This is a genomic window from Taklimakanibacter lacteus, from assembly GCA_003576695.1.
Taxonomy (GTDB): Bacteria; Pseudomonadota; Alphaproteobacteria; order Rhizobiales; family Aestuariivirgaceae; genus Taklimakanibacter; species Taklimakanibacter lacteus.
Genome location: QOZQ01000005.1, coordinates 198,284 through 214,679, shown reverse-complemented (window position 1 = coordinate 214,679; position 16,396 = coordinate 198,284). Strand labels below are relative to the sequence as shown.

The 16,396-nt window shown below is 63.2% G+C and carries 16 protein-coding genes; 11 read left to right on the top strand and 5 right to left on the bottom strand.

Features of this window, described 5'->3' with window-relative positions; genetic code table 11:
- Positions 1-4 precede the first annotated feature (4 nt).
- Positions 5-841 (top strand): hypothetical protein, encoded by an 837-nt coding sequence (locus tag DT068_RS11625; protein WP_119390004.1) that lies wholly within the window; start codon positions 5-7, stop codon positions 839-841.
- 2 nt (positions 842-843) lie between these two features.
- Complete coding sequence (locus DT068_RS11620) at positions 844-1,068, top strand: AbrB/MazE/SpoVT family DNA-binding domain-containing protein (RefSeq protein ID WP_438816428.1); 225 nt, start codon at positions 844-846, stop codon at positions 1,066-1,068.
- 183 nt (positions 1,069-1,251) lie between these two features.
- On the opposite strand, the gene DT068_RS11615 is transcribed toward DT068_RS11620, so the two are convergent.
- Positions 1,252-2,301, bottom strand: coding sequence for an ABC transporter ATP-binding protein (locus DT068_RS11615; RefSeq protein ID WP_119390002.1), 1,050 nt, complete (start codon positions 2,299-2,301; stop codon positions 1,252-1,254).
- A 296-nt stretch (positions 2,302-2,597) separates the two neighbouring features.
- Here DT068_RS11615 and DT068_RS11610 point away from each other — a divergent pair, with 296 nt between their 5' ends.
- The 6 genes from DT068_RS11610 to DT068_RS11585 all read left to right on the top strand — a co-directional run bounded on the left by DT068_RS11610 (position 2,598) and on the right by DT068_RS11585 (position 9,112).
- The gene (locus DT068_RS11610) at positions 2,598-3,944 is read left to right on the top strand and encodes an NAD(P)H-dependent oxidoreductase (protein ID WP_119390001.1); all 1,347 of its coding nucleotides are present in this window, start codon (positions 2,598-2,600) and stop codon (positions 3,942-3,944) included.
- On the top strand, positions 3,941-4,966 hold the full coding sequence (locus DT068_RS11605) for a thiamine pyrophosphate-dependent dehydrogenase E1 component subunit alpha (protein ID WP_119390000.1): 1,026 nt from the start codon (positions 3,941-3,943) through the stop codon (positions 4,964-4,966). The genes DT068_RS11610 and DT068_RS11605 overlap by 4 nt, the downstream gene beginning before the upstream one ends.
- Positions 4,966-5,952 (top strand): alpha-ketoacid dehydrogenase subunit beta, encoded by a 987-nt coding sequence (locus tag DT068_RS11600; protein ID WP_119389999.1) that lies wholly within the window; start codon positions 4,966-4,968, stop codon positions 5,950-5,952. Before DT068_RS11605 ends, DT068_RS11600 begins: the two co-directional genes overlap by 1 nt.
- A 215-nt stretch (positions 5,953-6,167) precedes the next feature.
- Positions 6,168-7,412: a dihydrolipoamide acetyltransferase family protein gene (locus DT068_RS11595; protein WP_119390255.1), complete on the top strand. Its 1,245-nt coding sequence runs from the start codon at positions 6,168-6,170 to the stop codon at positions 7,410-7,412.
- A gap of 48 nt (positions 7,413-7,460) precedes the next feature.
- Complete coding sequence (locus DT068_RS11590; protein ID WP_119389998.1) at positions 7,461-8,423, top strand: carbohydrate kinase family protein; 963 nt, start codon at positions 7,461-7,463, stop codon at positions 8,421-8,423.
- Positions 8,424-8,776: 353 nt separating this feature from the next.
- Entirely contained in the window at positions 8,777-9,112 is a 336-nt protein-coding gene (locus DT068_RS11585; protein WP_119389997.1) for a hypothetical protein, read from the top strand.
- A 63-nt stretch (positions 9,113-9,175) separates the two neighbouring features.
- Here DT068_RS11585 and DT068_RS11580 read toward each other — a convergent pair whose 3' ends face one another.
- Together DT068_RS11580 and DT068_RS11575 are read right to left on the bottom strand one after the other, a co-directional pair.
- Positions 9,176-9,868, bottom strand: coding sequence for a hypothetical protein (locus tag DT068_RS11580; protein WP_162914149.1), 693 nt, complete (start codon positions 9,866-9,868; stop codon positions 9,176-9,178).
- Positions 9,869-10,139: 271 nt separating this feature from the next.
- Positions 10,140-12,602, bottom strand: a complete 2,463-nt coding sequence (locus DT068_RS11575) for a heavy metal translocating P-type ATPase (RefSeq protein WP_119389995.1) — start codon at positions 12,600-12,602, stop codon at positions 10,140-10,142.
- Positions 12,603-12,677: 75 nt separating this feature from the next.
- Between DT068_RS11575 and DT068_RS11570 the strand changes: the two genes are divergently transcribed.
- Positions 12,678-12,953: a metal-sensitive transcriptional regulator gene (locus DT068_RS11570; RefSeq protein WP_119389994.1), complete on the top strand. Its 276-nt coding sequence runs from the start codon at positions 12,678-12,680 to the stop codon at positions 12,951-12,953.
- Between the two features lie 226 nt (positions 12,954-13,179).
- Here the strand turns inward: DT068_RS11570 and DT068_RS11565 are convergent, their stop codons facing one another.
- Positions 13,180-14,559, bottom strand: coding sequence for an aminotransferase-like domain-containing protein (locus DT068_RS11565; protein ID WP_162914148.1), 1,380 nt, complete (start codon positions 14,557-14,559; stop codon positions 13,180-13,182).
- Between the two features lie 217 nt (positions 14,560-14,776).
- Between DT068_RS11565 and DT068_RS11560 the strand changes: the two genes are divergently transcribed.
- Positions 14,777-15,031 (top strand): DUF1127 domain-containing protein, encoded by a 255-nt coding sequence (locus DT068_RS11560; protein ID WP_162914147.1) that lies wholly within the window; start codon positions 14,777-14,779, stop codon positions 15,029-15,031.
- Positions 15,032-15,184: 153 nt separating this feature from the next.
- On the opposite strand, the gene DT068_RS11555 is transcribed toward DT068_RS11560, so the two are convergent.
- Positions 15,185-15,913 (bottom strand): SIMPL domain-containing protein, encoded by a 729-nt coding sequence (locus tag DT068_RS11555; RefSeq protein ID WP_119389991.1) that lies wholly within the window; start codon positions 15,911-15,913, stop codon positions 15,185-15,187.
- Positions 15,914-16,068: 155 nt separating this feature from the next.
- Here DT068_RS11555 and DT068_RS11550 point away from each other — a divergent pair, with 155 nt between their 5' ends.
- Positions 16,069-16,392 carry a type II toxin-antitoxin system RelE/ParE family toxin gene (locus tag DT068_RS11550; protein ID WP_119389990.1) on the top strand — a complete coding sequence of 108 codons (324 nt, stop codon included), beginning with the start codon at positions 16,069-16,071 and terminating at the stop codon, positions 16,390-16,392.
- The last annotated feature ends 4 nt before the right edge of the window (positions 16,393-16,396 follow it).

Below are 16,396 nucleotides of genomic sequence, written 5' to 3'. Positions count from 1 at the left end.
GCCTATGACCACTGCTTCGCGCCACCAGGACACGCTCGCCTCGCATGCCGTTTGCGCTGCCGCAGGCGCCCGCGACAGCGTGCGCACCGCGCAATTCTTCATGCGCATCCTGTCGGGCGCCGAATATTGGGGCCGCCCGCTCGAGGCGGCCGGGCAGGCGCCTGCGCGCCCCGCCGCGCCGCCGGCCGATATCCGCCCCGGCGGCTATCTGCTTGCCGCCCTCGTATCGCGGCTGGCGCGCATCGCCGACCGGCTCACCACCTGGTCGGTCAATCTGTCGATCACGCTCTTCGCGCCGGAATGGCGCAAGCTGCCCTCGCCTTTCACCCATGGCATCATGAACGAGGTGGCGGCCGCCATCCGCGCCGACAGCTTCCTCGTCAACCCGCTGTTCAATGCCTATTTCTACCGCGCCGCCATCCACATCCTGCGGCGCTACCGCACCCCGCCCTTTCTCGTCCTCGAGCACCGCGTCGATGCGGCGCGCCGCACTTTGCTGGCCGACATCGGCGCCGGCCTGAACGGCTCTGAGCCCGATTTCCTCGCCCATGCGATCATGGCATTGGTCGAAGTCGCGCCGATCGCGCGCGCCGGAAAGCCCCGCGACGCATCCGTCATCGCCCGCACCGATGACCAGAATCTCACCGTCTACGCCATTGCCTGCATAGCGCTTCTCTTCGCCGAGCAGGGCAAGCCCGCGGACGAGCTCGACGAGGATCAGTTCTTCGCCGTCGTCGGCGCATTGATCGCGCCGCGCCTGCCGGTGATCGAGAGCCTCGTCGCCAAGCGCGACGTCGCAGGCCTCGCCCGGGAACTGGCCGAGATACAGGGGATGTATTGAGCATGATCGTAAATGCCAGAGGTCAAGTAACCATTCCAAAGGCGGTCCGTGATCTGCTGGGAATTACCGCAGGCAGCACGGTCGAATTTCGCCGAGGTTCCGATGGAAATGTCGTGCTCATCCGAGCCGATGGAAAGCGCCCATTGAGCCGGTTTGCAAAGCAGCGTGGTCACGCCGGCGTGGGCCTATCTACCGATGAAATCATGGCTTTGATGCGCGGCATCTGACTCACAACACCGAACCGCGATACGTCCGTTTTCCTCTCTCGTCATGGCCGCCCTTGAGGCGGCCATCCAGCCTTTCCATGCATCAGCTGACTGGCGTCGTCTGGATGGCCGGGTCAAGCCCGGCCATGACGAGTGGCGGTAGATGCGCTTGTCGCTCGATACATAAAAAATCGATGCACTGCCTTAGATCCGATTCCCGCCCTCACCATCGAACAGGAACACGCGGCCCTTGGCGAAATTGAACGCGATCGGCGTGTCGACTTCTTGCCGGAACGTGCGCGCGCCCTTGGCGACGACGAGCTGCTCGCCGGCCCAGGCGGTCACCAGCGTCACATCGCCGGTCGGCTCGAGCGAATAGAGCTTGGAGACCAGATTTCCGTCCTTCGCCGCGACGATCTGCATGTCTTCCGGCCTTATGCCCAAGACCACTTTCGCATGATTGCCCTGGCCTGCGCCCGTGACGCGCGTATCGGGCCCGACGAAATCGCCATTCTCGAGTGCGCCCGGAATGAGGTTCATCGGCGGTGAGCCGATGAAGCCCGCGACGAACAGATGGTTGGGGTTGTTATAGACCTCGTCCGGCGTGCCGAGCTGCTGGATCTTGCCCTTGTTCATGACCGCGATGCGGTCGGCCAGCGTCATCGCCTCGATCTGGTCATGCGTCACATAGATCGTCGTCGTCTCGAGCTGGCGCTGGATATGCTTGAGCTGGGCCCGCATGGTGAGGCGCAGTTTCGCATCGAGATTGGACAGCGGCTCGTCCATCAGGAACACTTGCGGCTGGCGCACGATGGCGCGCGCCAGTGCGGCGCGCTGGCGCTGGCCGCCCGACAAAGCGCGCGGCTTGCGGTCGAGATAATCGCCGAGCTCCACCATCTGGGCGGCCTTGCGCACCAGCCGGTCGTGATCGCCGGCAGGGATGCCGCGCATCTTCAGGGGGAAGCGGATATTGTCGTAGATCGACATGTTCGGATAGAGCGCATAGCTCTGGAACACCATGGCGACGTCGCGGTCGCGCGCATCGACGTCATTGACGCTCTCGCCATCGATGCTGATATCGCCCTGGGTCGGGTCCTCGAGGCCGGCGATCATGCGCATGGTCGTGGTCTTGCCGCAGCCCGAGGGGCCGAGGAAGACCATGAACTCCTTATCCCTGATATCGAGGTCGATATTGTCGACGCCGATGAAGTCGCCCCAAGACTTCGACACTCCGCGCAGTTTGATTTCAGCCATGGCGTCCCTGCATCTGCCGCGTCTCCCATCTCATATTGTTGTTCTGCGCTTGGCGGCGCAAACACTATACCGCCAGCCTGAAAATGCAACACTTTCTACCAGAAAGATCATTTGTTCCATTAGATCTCTGGGGCTAAAATGGCAAAGAATGCTGCGGTTTCTTGCCGAGAGTCCGTGCCGCTCTGCACAAATCCGACGCTGCAAAGCAGCAAAATACCATTACATATTGACAATCAGGAGTATAAAAGTATCTATTCTCGACCAAGATAACCGACAAGAACTCATGGGGAGGCAGAATGGCTGTCGCAGCCCGTCAAAATCGAGGCAGCTTTTCCGGCTCGCTTGCCGCTGATCTGGCCCGCCGCCAGGCGGCGGAAGGCCGGCCGATCCGGATCGGCCTGATCGGATCGGGCGAGATGGGCACCGATATCGTCACCCAATGCGACCAGATGGCGGGCATCACCGTTGCCGCCATTGCCGAGATCAACATCAAGGCGGCGGAACGCGCTCTGTCGATCGCCGGCAGGCCGGACGAGAGCCACGTGGTCGCGGGCGGCAAGGCGGCCTTCGAAGAGGCGCTGAACAAGGGCCGCACCGCCATCACCGATGATGCGCAGACCGTCTGCACCAGCGAGGCGATCGATGTGATCATCGATGCCACCGGCCGCCCGGCGGTCGGCGCCGAGATCGGCCTCCTCGCCATGGAGCATGGCAAGCATCTGGTGATGATGAATGTCGAGGCCGACGTCACCATCGGCGCCTATTTGCAGCGCGAGGCGAAGCGCCTCGGCGTCGTCTATACGCTGGGGGCGGGCGATGAGCCGAGCTCCTGCATGGAGCTCATCAATTTCGTCTCGAGCCTCGGCTATCCGATCGTCGCCGCCGGCAAGGGCAAGAACAACCCGCTCAATATCGCGGCCACGCCCGACGCCTATATGGACGAGGCGAAGCGGCGCAACATGAATCCGCGCATGCTGGTCGAATTCGTCGACGGCTCCAAGACCATGGTCGAAATGGCGGCCATCGCCAATGCCACGGGCCTCGTTCCCGATTGCCCCGGCATGCACGGCCCGCAGGCCACTTTGCCCGAGCTCGAAAAAGTATTGTGCCCGAAGGCGGATGGCGGCGTGCTGTCGCGCAAGGGCGTCGTCGATTATTCCATCGGCAAGGGCGTGGCGCCCGGCGTCTTCGTGATTGCCGAGATGGCGCATCCGCGCGTGCGCGAGCGCATGCATGACCTGAAGCTCGGAGCGGGCCCCTATTACACCTTCTACCGGCCCTATCATCTCACCAGCCTGGAAGTGCCGCTCTCCTGCGCCCGTGCCGTTCTCTATGGCACGGCCGACATGCAGCCGCTCGACCGTCCCTCGGCGGAAGTCTGCGCCGTCGCCAAGAAGGATCTCCATGTCGGCGACACGCTCGATGCGATCGGCGAATACACCTATCGCGCCTGGATCATGACCTATGAGGGTGCCGCCGAGGCCGGGGCGCTACCCTGCGGCCTGCTCGAGCAGGGCAAGGTCGTGAAGCCCATCCGCAAGGGCGAATTGCTGACCCATGACAATGTGGCGCTCGATCAGGGCTCGCGCATCGTGGCCTTGCGCCGCCGCCAGGACGAGATGCTGAGCAAGGCAACCGCATGACCCGGGCCGTCAAGGAAGCCGCCGCCGTCTCGAACCTGCGCGAGTTCTACCGCCATTTCGATGGCGATGCGCTGCGTGACGCCTTGCGCCGCATGTATCTGATCCGCCGCTTCGAGGAAGGGGCGGAGGAAGCCTATACCCGCGGCCTCATCCACGGCACCATGCATCTCTCGATCGGCCAGGAGGCGAGCGCGGTCGGCTCCTGCATGGATCTGCGCAAGACCGATTACATCACCTCCACTCATCGGGGCCACGGCCATTGCATCGCCAAGGGCGCCAACCCTGCGCTGATGTTCGCCGAATTCTTCGGCAAGGAAGAAGGCTATTGCCGCGGCCGCGGCGGCTCGATGCATATTGCCGATGTCGAAAGCGGCAATCTCGGCGCCAATGGCATTGTCGGCGGCGGCCTGCCGATCGCGGTGGGCGCCGCCCTTGCCATCCGCAAGCAGAAGCGTGACGATGTGGCGGTATGCTTCTTCGGCGACGGCGCCTCCAATGAAGGCGCCTTCCATGAGGCGCTGAACATGGCGGCGATCTGGAAATTGCCGGTGCTCTTCATCTGCGAGAACAACAAATACGGCATGTCGGTATCGACCGAGCGCTCGATGGCGGTGCGCAATGTCGCCGACCGCGCCTCCGCCTACAACATGCCGGGTGAGATCGTCGACGGCAACCGCATCGAGGATGTCTCGGAAGCGGTCATGCGCGCCACCGCGCGTGCCCGCAACGGCGAAGGCCCGACCCTCATCGAAACCAAGACCTATCGCATCCGCGGCCATTCCAAGAGCGACCGCAACCGCTACCGCACCAGGGAAGAGATCGAGGAATGGAAGACGCGTGACCCGATCGGTCACTTCGAGGCCAATCTCGAGACCTTCGGCATTCTCGGCAAGGACGAGGTGGAGGCGATCCGCCTCGCTGCCGAGGCCGAGATCGCGGCCGGCATCGAATTCGCCCGCAACGGCACCGATCCCTCGCCCGCCGAAGTCGCGCGCGATGTCTATACCGGCGGAGCCTCCTGATGCGCGAATTGAGCTATGCCCAGGCGGTGCAGGAGGCGCTGGCCCAGGCCATGGAAGCCGATAGCCGAGTCTTCCTCATGGGCGAGGATATTGGCGTCTATGGCGGCGCCTTCCAGGTGACGGGCGATCTCGTCCATCGCTTCGGCGAGGACCGGGTGATGGACACGCCGATCGCCGAATTGGGCGCGGCCGGCGTCGCGGTCGGCGCGGCGCTCGCCGGCTGCCGGCCGGTCTTCGAATTCCAGTTCTCCGATTTTGCCACTTTGGCGATGGAGCAGATCGTCAACCAGGCGGCGAAGATCCGCTTCATGCTCGGCGGCAAGGTCTCGGTGCCCCTGGTCATGCGCTTTCCGGCGGGCTCGGGCACCGGCGCCGCGGCCCAGCACAGCCAGTCGCTCGATGCCTGGTTCGCCCATGTGCCGGGCCTCAAGGTGGTGCAGCCCTCGACGCCGCATGACGCCAAGGGCCTGCTGCTCGCGGCCATCGACGATCCCGATCCGGTCATGGTCTTCGAGCACAAGCTTCTCTACAAGACCAAGGGTGATGTGCCGGAAGAGGCCTATCGCGTGCCGATCGGCAAGGCCGTGGTCAGGCGCGAAGGCCGGCATGTGACCATCGTTGCCACCGCCATCATGGTGCATCGGGCCCTCGAAGCCGCCGAAGTGCTGAAGGGCGAAGGCATCGAGGCCGAAGTCATCGACCTGCGCACCTTGCGCCCGTTGGACACGCAGACCATCATCGACAGCGTCAAGAAGACGAGCCGCCTGGTCTGCGTCTATGAAGGCGTGAAGACGCTGGGCATCGGCGCCGAGATCAGCGCCATGATCGCAGAGAGCGAGGCCTTCGACTATCTCGACGCGCCGATCGTCCGCCTGGGCGGCGTGGAAGCGCCGATCCCCTACAATCCGGTGCTCGAAAAAGCCGCCGTGCCGCAGAGCGACGGCATCGTCGCCTCGGTCCGCAGCCTCGTCACCGGCAGGATCTAGTCGGATGCAAGATCTCACGCATCGTTCGTCAACTATTACCCTCGCCCCGCTTCAGCGGGGAGAGGGTAGGGGCCCGCCGCGCAGCGGCGGGAAGGGTGAGGGGCCTGCGCGTAGTTTTCATACAGGCCCCTCACCCTCCCATTGCTCCGCAACGGGTCCCTCCCGCTCCCCGCTGAAGCGGGGAGAGGGCAACACGGCGGTCTATGTGGCGTGCCATGCCGGTTGAGGTCATCCTGCCGCGTGTCGATATGGACATGGCCACGGGCAAGATCAGCAAGTGGTATGTCAAGGAAGGCGAGACCGTCGCCAAGGGCAAGCCGATCTTCGAGATCGAGACCGACAAGGCCGCGATGGAAGTGGAGGCGCCGGGCGACGGCGTGATCCGCAACATCACCGTGGGCGAAGGCGTCGACATCCCGGTCGGCACGCCGGTTGCCTTCATCTATGGCGCCGGCGAGACGGTGTCAGCCGCGCCGCAGCCGGCCAAGCCCGCCGTCAGCGCGCCGGCCCGCCAGGATAGTGTGGCCGCGCCGATGGCACCGGTGAATGAATCGAGGACGGTCTCGCCATCCGGCCTGCCCCGCGCCACACCGCTCGCCCGCCGCCTGGCGCGCGAGCGCGGGCTGTCCTTGCCGTCGATCTCGGGCACCGGCCCCCATGGCCGCATCCAGGCCGAGGATGTGAAGAACTTCCGCGGCGAGCCCGCGCCGGCGGAGCGGCTGCCGGCCGCGGATGTGTCGAGCCTCTATCCGCCGGGCAGCTACGACATCGAGCCTCTGAGCGGTATGCGCCGCATCATTGCCGAGCGCCTGGTCCAGTCGAAGCAGACGGTGCCGCATTTCTATCTCACCCTCACTTGCGACCTGGGCCAGCTCCTGGCGATCCGCGCGCGCCTCAATGAAAGTGCGCCACGCGGTGGTGACAAGCAGCCGGCCTGGAAGCTCTCGGTCAATGATTTCGTCATCAAGGCGCTGGCGCTCGCTCTGCAGCGCGTGCCCCGTGCCAATGTCACCTGGACGGATGCCGGCATTCTCAGGCACCGGACTTGCGATGTCGGCGTCGCGGTGGCGGTCGAAGGCGGTCTCTTCACGCCGGTCATCCGCTCGGCCGAGACGAAAACACTGTCGCAGATTTCGCTCGAGATGAAGGACCTCGCCGCGCGCGCCCGCGCCCGTCGCCTGACACCTTCCGAATATCAGGGTGGCACGACGGCCGTCTCCAATCTCGGCATGTATGGGATCGAGCAGTTTTCGGCGATCATCAACCCGCCGCATGCCACCATCCTCGCGGTCGGCGCCGGCATCGAGCGCCCGGCGGCGGTCGATGGCGAGATCGTGCTGCGGACGCAGATGACCTGCACGCTCTCCTGCGATCATCGCGCGGTCGATGGCGCACTGGGGGCCGAGCTTCTGGCGGCCTTCAGATCCTTCATTGAAGAACCGGCCTTGATGCTGGCGTGAGTTTTTGAATAGGCTGTCGCTTCTTCGGCGAGGGCAGAGAACCTGGGCATGCGATACGATTATTCATCGATCGGCTTCTACACTTTCGACTGTCTCGGCTGGCCCTTCACCTCGGTGCCGGAAGGCGGCGGCACGCATTTCATCGACGAGCTGACGCTCGCGGTGTCGGGTGCGGCCGGCACGGCGGCGATCGCCGCCGCCAAGATGGGGCTCAAGGTCCTGGCCGTCGGCGGCGTCGGCCCCGACCTCATGGGCGACTGGGTGCTGCAGCGCCTGAACAGCTTCTCCGTCGACACTTCCGCCATGCAGAAGATCGAAGGCTCGCGCACTTCATCCTCGATCGTGACGACCCGTGCCGACGGTACCCGCCCGGCGCTTCACATGAAGGGCGCGACGGGCGATTTCTTCGTCGACGATCAGCTTCTCAAGCAAGTGATCGATGCAAGCGTCGTCCATATTGGCGGCATCGGCCTCATGGACAGGATGGACAAGGGACGCAATGCCGAATTGATGAAGGCGGCCAAGGCGCATGGCGCCACCACGACGCTCGATGTCTTTGCCAGCTCACCAGCCGACCTGCCGGCGGTGGCACAGGTGCTGCCGCATATCGATTACTTCATGCCCTCGATCGAGGAAGCGAGCGCGCTCACCGGGCTCTCAGGCCTCGCCGACAATGCCCGCCATTTCATCGATCTGGGCGTTGGCGCCTGCGTCTTCACGCGCGGCGCCGATGGCGCCTATTACCACGACGCCCAGGGCCGGCATTTCCAGGTGCCCGCCTTCGAGGTGAAGGTCAAATGCACCTGCGGCTGCGGCGATGCCTTCAATGCCGGCTTCGCCGTCGGCCTCTGCCGCGGCTTCGATCCCGAGACCACGGTGCGCTTCGCCCAGGCGACATCGGCGCTCAACGCCACCGGCCTCGGCTCGCAAGCCGGCGTCACATCCTTCGAGCACACGCTCAACTTCATGAAGCACAACCCGACACGGGCGAAGGCTGGCGTGGCAGCCTAGTCTCCCCACTCGTCATGGCCGCCCTTGCAGCAGCCATCCAGTCAATCCGTGCAACGACTGTGTGGTGTTGAGGGCTGGATCGCCGGGCCGAGCCTTCGCTCATGTCTTCCTTTTTTCTTTGGGCCGCTCTTTTCATATGCTACTGTAGTTTGTCGAAACTAAATATACAATTTATAATTGTAACAGACTTTCTCATGACATGGAGAAGATCGCACCATCTTGGCAGCTCTTTGAGAGGCAGAGGTTGCAATTCTGCTGCACAGTCAGATCGACCGACGGAAGCTGGCGGTGGACTTCGTCTGATCTGTCATCGATGTTGATCACAGAGAAGAAAGCTCGGACCGGAGACCGTCATGGTATTGGATACCCACATCATGCGATTGGCTTTGGCCTCGGTAGCATTGATATTCGGTGCGGCAACCTGCTACGCCAAATCCCCAACTTCCAAATATTGTTCCTATGGATTTGACGAGACCGGCCCCCCCGCTGAACTCGTCTTCTTTGAGAAGGGCCCGGAATTTCGCCTTAGAGGTAAGACAACAAACTTGGCAGAAGACCCATTCTGGGTGGAGCACATAACTTTCGGCAAGATTGACTACTGGAGCGAAGGCACCGACTACCGCGACCAGGACATCGTACTCTACAAGAGTCGGGTCTTCTGGCCTTGCACGGAGCATGACCGGTTCTGATCCGGAGGAGGCATGTTTCAGCCGCGCCCCCTCCGAGACTATGGGGAAGGCCAAGGGCGGATATCACTGACCTCGTCGGCGGAATATCGGATATCCTGCCGCCGCCTTTGCGGCGATCGCCTCCATATCCGGCTCACCGGCAGCGAGGCCGCGCTTGATGGCCGCTTTATGCCAGCCGGGAGTGGGCAGGCTCCCGGTCTTTTTTGTGTGCCCGCCCCAGCTGCGCTGCCGCCCAACGTCAATATGAACGCCCGGATTGCGAATGCCCGGCTTGTTCTCGTCATAAGTCCCGGTGCCGGCAAAACCCATCCGTGTTGCATCCTCGATGAGGCGTGCTCTCTCGGGAATGGAGGTAGAGAGATTTATGTCAAAGGCCTTGCCCAACTTGTGTGCGGAGTTATCTGCATGTTCGTCCGGGTTGTATGCGCCATAGACGTCAAACGGCCTGCCGGACATCGTCTGAAGATTGGCCAGGCGCGACAACGTGCTGGGCGCAACATTTTGAACGAGCTGTTCGTAGGCAGGAACGCCGTTCTTCCGCGCCATTCCGGCAAGTTCGCCGCTGAAAGTGAAGCGCGACGGATCGCGGAAGGGGTGAGGACGCGGCGTCGGCACAAGCTGGCTTGCGCCATTGTCGCCCGAGGCCGCGCTGGTCTGGGCAGTCCCATCGGGGGCGTCAATCTCGCCCCTCCTTCTGTTCTCCGCATATTCCAGTGCGCGCGCGATTTGATTTGCGATTCGGCGATCGAGTACCATGTGCATTGATCCTTTCAGGGCGGACTATCGTAGGTGGCCGCGAGGCCGGCTCATGATCGAAGAGTGGAGCAGTAGTTCCGATAGAGGCATCAGAACGCTGGCGAGCTATATGAGCCCTGCATGCCAACCCGGCAGCACCGGGCGATATGGCCGGGTTGAACCCGGTCGCAAAGTCTTCAATCCTGATATTTCCCGAATCTCACGCTTGCGCACACAATGTAAAGAGCTGCGATGTCAGCAGTAAATGAACGGCATCAGATGTACTCGATGGCTACAGCTTCATCGCCCGCAGCCTGAGCGCATTGCCGATGACGCTCACCGAAGACAGCGCCATGGCCGCCGCCGCGATCACCGGCGACAGCAGGAGCCCGAAGGTCGGATAGAGCAGGCCCGCCGCCACCGGCACGCCCGCCGCATTATAGAGAAACGCGAAGAGCAGGTTCTGCCGGATATTGCGCATCGTCGCGCGTGACAGCCGCCGGGCATGGGCGATGCCCATCAGGTCGCCCTTGAGCAGGGTCAAGCCGGCACTTTCGATAGCGACATCGGTGCCCTTGCCCATGGCGATGCCGATCTCGGCGGCGGCGAGCGCCGGCGCGTCATTGACGCCATCGCCCGCCATGGCGACGACCAGGCCTTCGCTTTGCAGGCGCTTGACGACCTTGGCCTTCTGGTCGGGCAGGATATCGGCCTCGATTTCGCCGATGCCGAGCTGGCGCGCCACCGCTTCCGCCGTGGTGCGGTTGTCGCCGGTCAGCATGACGATGCGGATTCCGGCCTCGCGCAATGTTTTCAACGCCTCGGGCGTCGTCGCCTTGATCGGATCGGCGATCGCGATGGCGCCCAGCATCCGGCCGTCGGCGCCGGCGAAGATGACGGTGGCGCCGTCCTGCCGCAATTGCTCCGCCGGGCTCGCCAGCGATCCCGCGTCGATCCCCTCGGAGCTGAGGAATCTGGCATTGCCGAGGACGACCATCTTGCCCTCGACCTTGCCCCTGGCGCCCTTGCCGGTCGGTGAATCGAAATCCGCGACCTTCGGCAGGCTGAGCTTCCTCTCTTCCGCGGCGGCGACGATCGCATGAGCGAGCGGGTGCTCGGAGGCGCGCTCGACGCTGGCCGCGAGACGCAGGACGTCGTTTTCTTCAAGGCCCGATGCGGCGATGATGCGTGTCACTTTCGGCTTGCCTTCGGTGAGCGTGCCGGTCTTGTCGACGACCAGCGCATCGGCCTTCTCCAGCCGCTCCAGCGCCTCGGCATTCTTGATCAATATGCCGCTCTCGGCACCCTTGCCGACGCCCACCATGATCGACATGGGCGTGGCGAGGCCGAGCGCGCAGGGGCAGGCGATGATGAGGACGGAGACCGCCGCCAGCAGCGCATAGGAGAAGCGGGGCTCCGGCCCCAGCAGCATCCAGGCGGCGAAGGCGATCGCCGCCACTGCGATGACAAGCGGCACGAACCAGCCGGAGACCTGATCCGCCAGGCGCTGGATGGGGGCGCGCGAGCGCTGCGCTTCCGCCACCATCTGTACGATGCGCGCCAGCATCGTCTCGCGCCCGACCTTGACGGCGCGCAAAGTGAGGGCGCCTGTCTGGTTGAGCGTGCCGCCGGTCACATGGGCGCCTGCCGCCTTGCTCACCGGCATGGCTTCGCCGGTGATCATCGATTCATCGACCGTCGAGCGCCCGTCGATGACCTCGCCATCGACGGGCACTTTCTCGCCGGGGCGCACGCGCAATATGTCGCCCGCCTGGACGAGATCGAGCGCGATCTCTTCCTCTTTGTCATTGGTGCTGATGCGGCGCGCGGTCTTGGGGGCGAGGCCGAGCAGGGCCTTGATGGCGCCCGAGGTCTGGTCGCGGGCGCGCAGCTCCAGCACCTGTCCCAGAAGCACGAGCACCGTGATAACGGCGGCGGCTTCGAAATAGACCGGCACGCTGCCATCGTGGCTGCGCAGGGACTCGGGGAAAATGCCGGGAAGCAGCGTGGCGATCACGCTATAGATCCAGGCCACGCCGGTGCCCATGGCGATGAGCGTGAACATGTTGAGCCTGGCGGTCACCAGCGAGCGCCAGCCGCGCTCGAAGAAGGGCAGGCCCGCCCACAGCACGACAGGCGTTGCGAAAATGAGCTGCAGCCAGTTCGAGACATTCCCCGGCACGGCATGCATCAGCGCCGGGAAGAGATGGCGGCCCATTTCCAGGACGAGGACCGGCAGGGTGAGGACGAGGCCGATCCGGAAGCGCCGCGTCATATCGGCGAGCTCAGGATTCGGTCCGCTGTCGGCGCTGGCGATCTCGGGCTCGAGCGCCATGCCGCAGATCGGGCAGGAGCCCGGCCCGATTTGGCGGATCTCGGGATGCATCGGGCAGGTATAGATGGCGGAAGGATCGGCTTCCGGCGCTTCCGTCTTGGGCTTCAGATAGCGCTCAGGATCCGCCTCGAATTTCGCCTTGCAGCCGGCCGAGCAGAAATAGAAGGTCTCGCTTTTGTGGCTGATCGTGTGCTTGGCGGTCGCCTTGGTGACGCTCATGCCGCAGACGGGATCTTTTGCCAGATGATCGGCGGATGTCCCGGCGGCCTTGGGGCCGGAGCAGCAGGAATGGGCCTCTGCCGCCTGATGCTGGTGCGGGACGGCGCCGGTCTTGGCCTTGCCCGAGCAGCACGAGCCCTGTTCGCCATGATGGTCATGGCCGTGATGGGCGTGGGCGCCGTGGTCTTCTTTCTTATGCATGAGGTCTCCGCTGGCATACCCCCTTAGGGTATCTTCTCGCTTGCCCTATATACCCCCATAGGGTATATGGCAAGCATGAAAAACGACACCAAGCAATCTTGCCTCAAGCGGCTGGGACGGATCGAAGGCCAGGTGCGCGGCGTGTCGCGCATGGTCGAGGAGGACCGTTACTGCATCGATGTGATGACGCAGATCTCCGCCATTCGCGCCGCCCTCAAGCGCGTCGAGGAGGAAGTGCTGAAGGACCATGTCGCCCATTGCGTCGAGCACGCCATCGTGTCGGGCAAGAAGGACGAGCAGCGCCAGAAGATCGCCGAGCTCATGGACGTGCTGGGACGGCTGCAGAATTGATTTGTCGCCTTGCTGTTGCGGGCGGGCGCGTGCGAAGTTGGGAAATATCAGAGTGGCGTGAAGCGCGCTGGAAATTTGGGCCGCACCCGCAAATTCCCTGCTGCAGATCTGAAATTCCCTGCTCGGATTCGCAAGTCATTGATATCATTCAGGGCGGAAGTTTTTCTCGCCAAAATTCCCTGATAATCCCTGTAATTCCCTGTAACCGACCTTGCATTGACCTGGCTCACGCCATCGTATGGCAGTCTTCGACCGGGCACTTGTCGATGAGCGCGCGCAGCCTCTCGAAGGCATCGCCCACCATTTCGCGCGAGGGCGCCGGTCCGAAACAGGCGCGAATGGCATTCTGCTGCACCGAAGGGTCCATCGCGAAAGCGCTGCCGGGTGTCACCTTGATGCCGATGGCGAGCGCCGCCGCGGCGAAATCGCTCGGGCGCCAATAGGGCGGCAGCGTAATCCAGGCGAACATCGAGCCCGGCGCGCAGCGCACCTGAAGCCCGCCCAGATATTGCATCGCGATGTCGCGCCGCACGCCAAGTTCCTGCCTGATCGCCGTGAGCGCCCGGTCGGCGACGCCGGTCTCGATCCAGCGCCGCGCCAGCTCGGCGGAGAGCGCATTGGGCCTTCCGCCGATGATCATCTGCTGGCGGTTGAGCGCTTCAGTGGCGCCGGGCGGCGGCGCCATGAAGGCCATGCGCAGGCCGGGCGCCGTCGTCTTCGACAGGCTGGTGATGTGATAGGTGCGCTCCGGCGCCATCGACTGGATGGGGGGCGGCGCGTCATCGGCGAGCAGGCGGAAGACGTCGTCTTCGATGATGGTGAGATCATAGTGCCGGGCGATGTCGGCGATCGCCTGTCGTCGTTCCATCGACAGCGTGGCCGTCGTCGGGTTCTGCAGCGTCGGCACGATATAGACGATGCGCGCTTCGCCGCGCCTGGCATAGTGCTCGAGCGAGTCGGGTGTGACACCTTCGGCGTCGTTCTGCAGCGTGCGCATCTGCAGGCCGAATTGCCGGCAGATCGGCTGCATGGTCGGATAGGTCAGAGGCTCGATGAGGAAGCGCTCGCCGGGCGTGGTGATGGTGGAGAGGACGGAGATGAGGGAGGATTGCGCGCCCGAGCTCAGCACCACCTGGTCGGATGAAATGTCGATGCCGGATTTCTTGAGCCATTTGACGCCGGCGGCGCGGTGCAGCGCAAAGCCCTGGGCGGACGGATAGTCGAGAAGCTCGATCCAGCCCGGATCGCGCATGATCTCGGTGAGGCCCGCTTCGAAATCGGCGGCTTGCGTCACCCGGGGCGGCGCCGACATCTGCATGTCGAGGAGCCCGGGCTCGACGCCGTTGGAGATGCTTTGCGCCGCCGCATAATTGGGGCGCGGATCGCGCAGATAGCTGCCGCGCCCGACCTCGCCTGACAGCAGGCCGCGTTTCGAGGCTTCCTGATAGGCCCTTGTCACGGTGCCGATGGTGACGCCGAGCTTCCAGGCGAGCTCGCGCTGCGGCGGCAGGCGGTCCCCTGCCTTGAGCTTTCCGCCGGTCAGATCCGCGGCAATGGCATCGGCAATGGCGACATAGCGCGGTTTCTCGGGAGAAAGTGTCGGCATCCAATTTGTCATGGTGACAATAATCCATTTGACGGTGACAATGGGTGCATTGTATTACAACAACCACTGCAATTGGCAAGTTAATTGTCATCCGCCAGATACAATCGAGACAATTTCTTGTGAATGCAATGTCAGCAGGATGTCCGCTGCTGACACAATCGGGTCGACCCCTGTCGTATCCTTTTGACTGTCCGAAACCCGTTCGATGAGGTGTGCCATGCGCGATTATATTCTGAACCAGGCTGAAACCGCTGATAAGACCTTCACGTTTCCGGCGCTGAACAGGATCGTAGCGAATTGGCGCAAGCGCCGGCAGCTGCGCCAGCTCGAGCAACTCGATGACCATGTCCTGATGGATATCGGTCTCACGCGTGACGAGCTTATCCGTGTCCAGCGCGTGCCGCTCGCCGTCGATCCGGTGTCCGAATTGCTCAGGGTGAAACCCATGAGCCGCGGCCTGCGGCACAAGTAACCCTTTTGCGAGCTCCCCCCGCGCGGTCTACCCTGCCGCGTGACCTGCAGCCTGGTCTCCCCCGGTTTGAGCGAAGCCGGATCCGGAGCCCAGGCTGTTTCTGTAGATACCCCTCAGGGTGAGGGTGACAAAAATCGTCAGGCTCTGATGACGTCAATTCCCGAGAAAATAGGTAATCGTGGTGACGACGCGCACCTTCTTGTCGATCTGCTTTTCCGGCCGATCATTGGGGATCTCGACCGCCGGACTGACTTCGATGATGCCCTGATTGGCGCTCTGGATGTCGCCGACCCTGGCGCCTGATTCTTGAGCGAATTTCTCCGCCGCCTCGCGCGCCCGCTTGGTCGCCTCGGTCAGCATCTCGCCCTTGAGATCGGCGATCTTGGTGAAGATGAAGGAAGGCCCGGCATTATAGGAATCGGACGAGAATACGACGCCCGATCTCAAGAGGTCGCCGATGGCGCGCGATGAATCGGCGAGCTTCTGCACATCCGATGATTTCACCAGGATGTCCTCGGTGAGGACGAAGCGCGTGGTCTCCGGTGTCTGTTGGGCATTGTAGCCCGCCATGCGGTCTTCGACCTGGATGTTCTGGACATTGTAGTCGGTGTCGGCGAAGCCGCGGCCTTTCAGGAAGGACTTGACCGAGTTTTCGCTGGTTTCGAGCGAAGAGCGCGCCGCTTCGAGCGTCGGCCCCGTGGCCACGAAGCGGATCGGCCAGAAGCCGAGATCGGCCTTGACCTCGCGCTCGGACAGGCCCTTGACCGTGACGGTCCGGAAGCCGAGCCGGCTTTTGACGAGAGATTCACCGGCCAGAAAGCCGCCGCATGCGACGCCGAGACCGATCAGGCCGCCGGCGATAACCCTGGAAAATGCTGACATAGATGGAGTGCTCCGCAGCCCGTCTCATTTAGCAGGATTGCCGGCCTTTGCGAAGGAATTGCGGCATCCAGCCGTGCTGAAGCGCGCATTGGAATGGCTCGCATTTTGAGCCGTCCCGATTGACAATAGGTATAAATATTGATACGAAAATTGCCATGAAAGCTCGGCGGAAGGTCTATTTCATTGGTTCCGCCCGCAAAGACATGAAAGCCTTCCCGATGGACGCGCGGATTGACCTTGGCCAGATGCTCTGGGATGTCCAGAACGACCGGGAGCCGAAAGACTGGAAGCCCATGCCGTCGATTGGTGCCGGTGTCCGGGAGTTGAGGACGCAGGAGGCCAGCGGCGCATTCCGCGTGATCTATGTCGTCAAGATAGCGGAAAAAGTCCATGTGCTGCATGCTTTCCAGAAGAAGACTCAACAGACGGCCAAGAAAGACCTTGATCTCGCCAAGCAGCGCTTGCGTGAAATCGCCTGAAACA

What these genes read in the sequence shown, in the direction of transcription:
- DT068_RS11625 (WP_119390004.1), top strand. Translation starts at nt 5, where the DNA reads ATGACCACTGCTTCGCGCCACCAGGACACGCTCGCCTCGCATGCCGTT.
- DT068_RS11620 (WP_438816428.1), top strand. Translation starts at nt 844, where the DNA reads ATGATCGTAAATGCCAGAGGTCAAGTAACCATTCCAAAGGCGGTCCGT.
- DT068_RS11615 (WP_119390002.1), bottom strand. Translation starts at nt 2,301, where the DNA reads ATGGCTGAAATCAAACTGCGCGGAGTGTCGAAGTCTTGGGGCGACTTC.
- DT068_RS11610 (WP_119390001.1), top strand. Translation starts at nt 2,598, where the DNA reads ATGGCTGTCGCAGCCCGTCAAAATCGAGGCAGCTTTTCCGGCTCGCTT.
- DT068_RS11605 (WP_119390000.1), top strand. Translation starts at nt 3,941, where the DNA reads ATGACCCGGGCCGTCAAGGAAGCCGCCGCCGTCTCGAACCTGCGCGAG.
- DT068_RS11600 (WP_119389999.1), top strand. Translation starts at nt 4,966, where the DNA reads ATGCGCGAATTGAGCTATGCCCAGGCGGTGCAGGAGGCGCTGGCCCAG.
- DT068_RS11595 (WP_119390255.1), top strand. Translation starts at nt 6,168, where the DNA reads ATGCCGGTTGAGGTCATCCTGCCGCGTGTCGATATGGACATGGCCACG.
- DT068_RS11590 (WP_119389998.1), top strand. Translation starts at nt 7,461, where the DNA reads ATGCGATACGATTATTCATCGATCGGCTTCTACACTTTCGACTGTCTC.
- DT068_RS11585 (WP_119389997.1), top strand. Translation starts at nt 8,777, where the DNA reads ATGGTATTGGATACCCACATCATGCGATTGGCTTTGGCCTCGGTAGCA.
- DT068_RS11580 (WP_162914149.1), bottom strand. Translation starts at nt 9,868, where the DNA reads ATGGTACTCGATCGCCGAATCGCAAATCAAATCGCGCGCGCACTGGAA.
- DT068_RS11575 (WP_119389995.1), bottom strand. Translation starts at nt 12,602, where the DNA reads ATGCATAAGAAAGAAGACCACGGCGCCCACGCCCATCACGGCCATGAC.
- DT068_RS11570 (WP_119389994.1), top strand. Translation starts at nt 12,678, where the DNA reads ATGAAAAACGACACCAAGCAATCTTGCCTCAAGCGGCTGGGACGGATC.
- DT068_RS11565 (WP_162914148.1), bottom strand. Translation starts at nt 14,559, where the DNA reads ATGCCGACACTTTCTCCCGAGAAACCGCGCTATGTCGCCATTGCCGAT.
- DT068_RS11560 (WP_162914147.1), top strand. Translation starts at nt 14,777, where the DNA reads ATGCGCGATTATATTCTGAACCAGGCTGAAACCGCTGATAAGACCTTC.
- DT068_RS11555 (WP_119389991.1), bottom strand. Translation starts at nt 15,913, where the DNA reads ATGTCAGCATTTTCCAGGGTTATCGCCGGCGGCCTGATCGGTCTCGGC.
- DT068_RS11550 (WP_119389990.1), top strand. Translation starts at nt 16,069, where the DNA reads ATGAAAGCTCGGCGGAAGGTCTATTTCATTGGTTCCGCCCGCAAAGAC.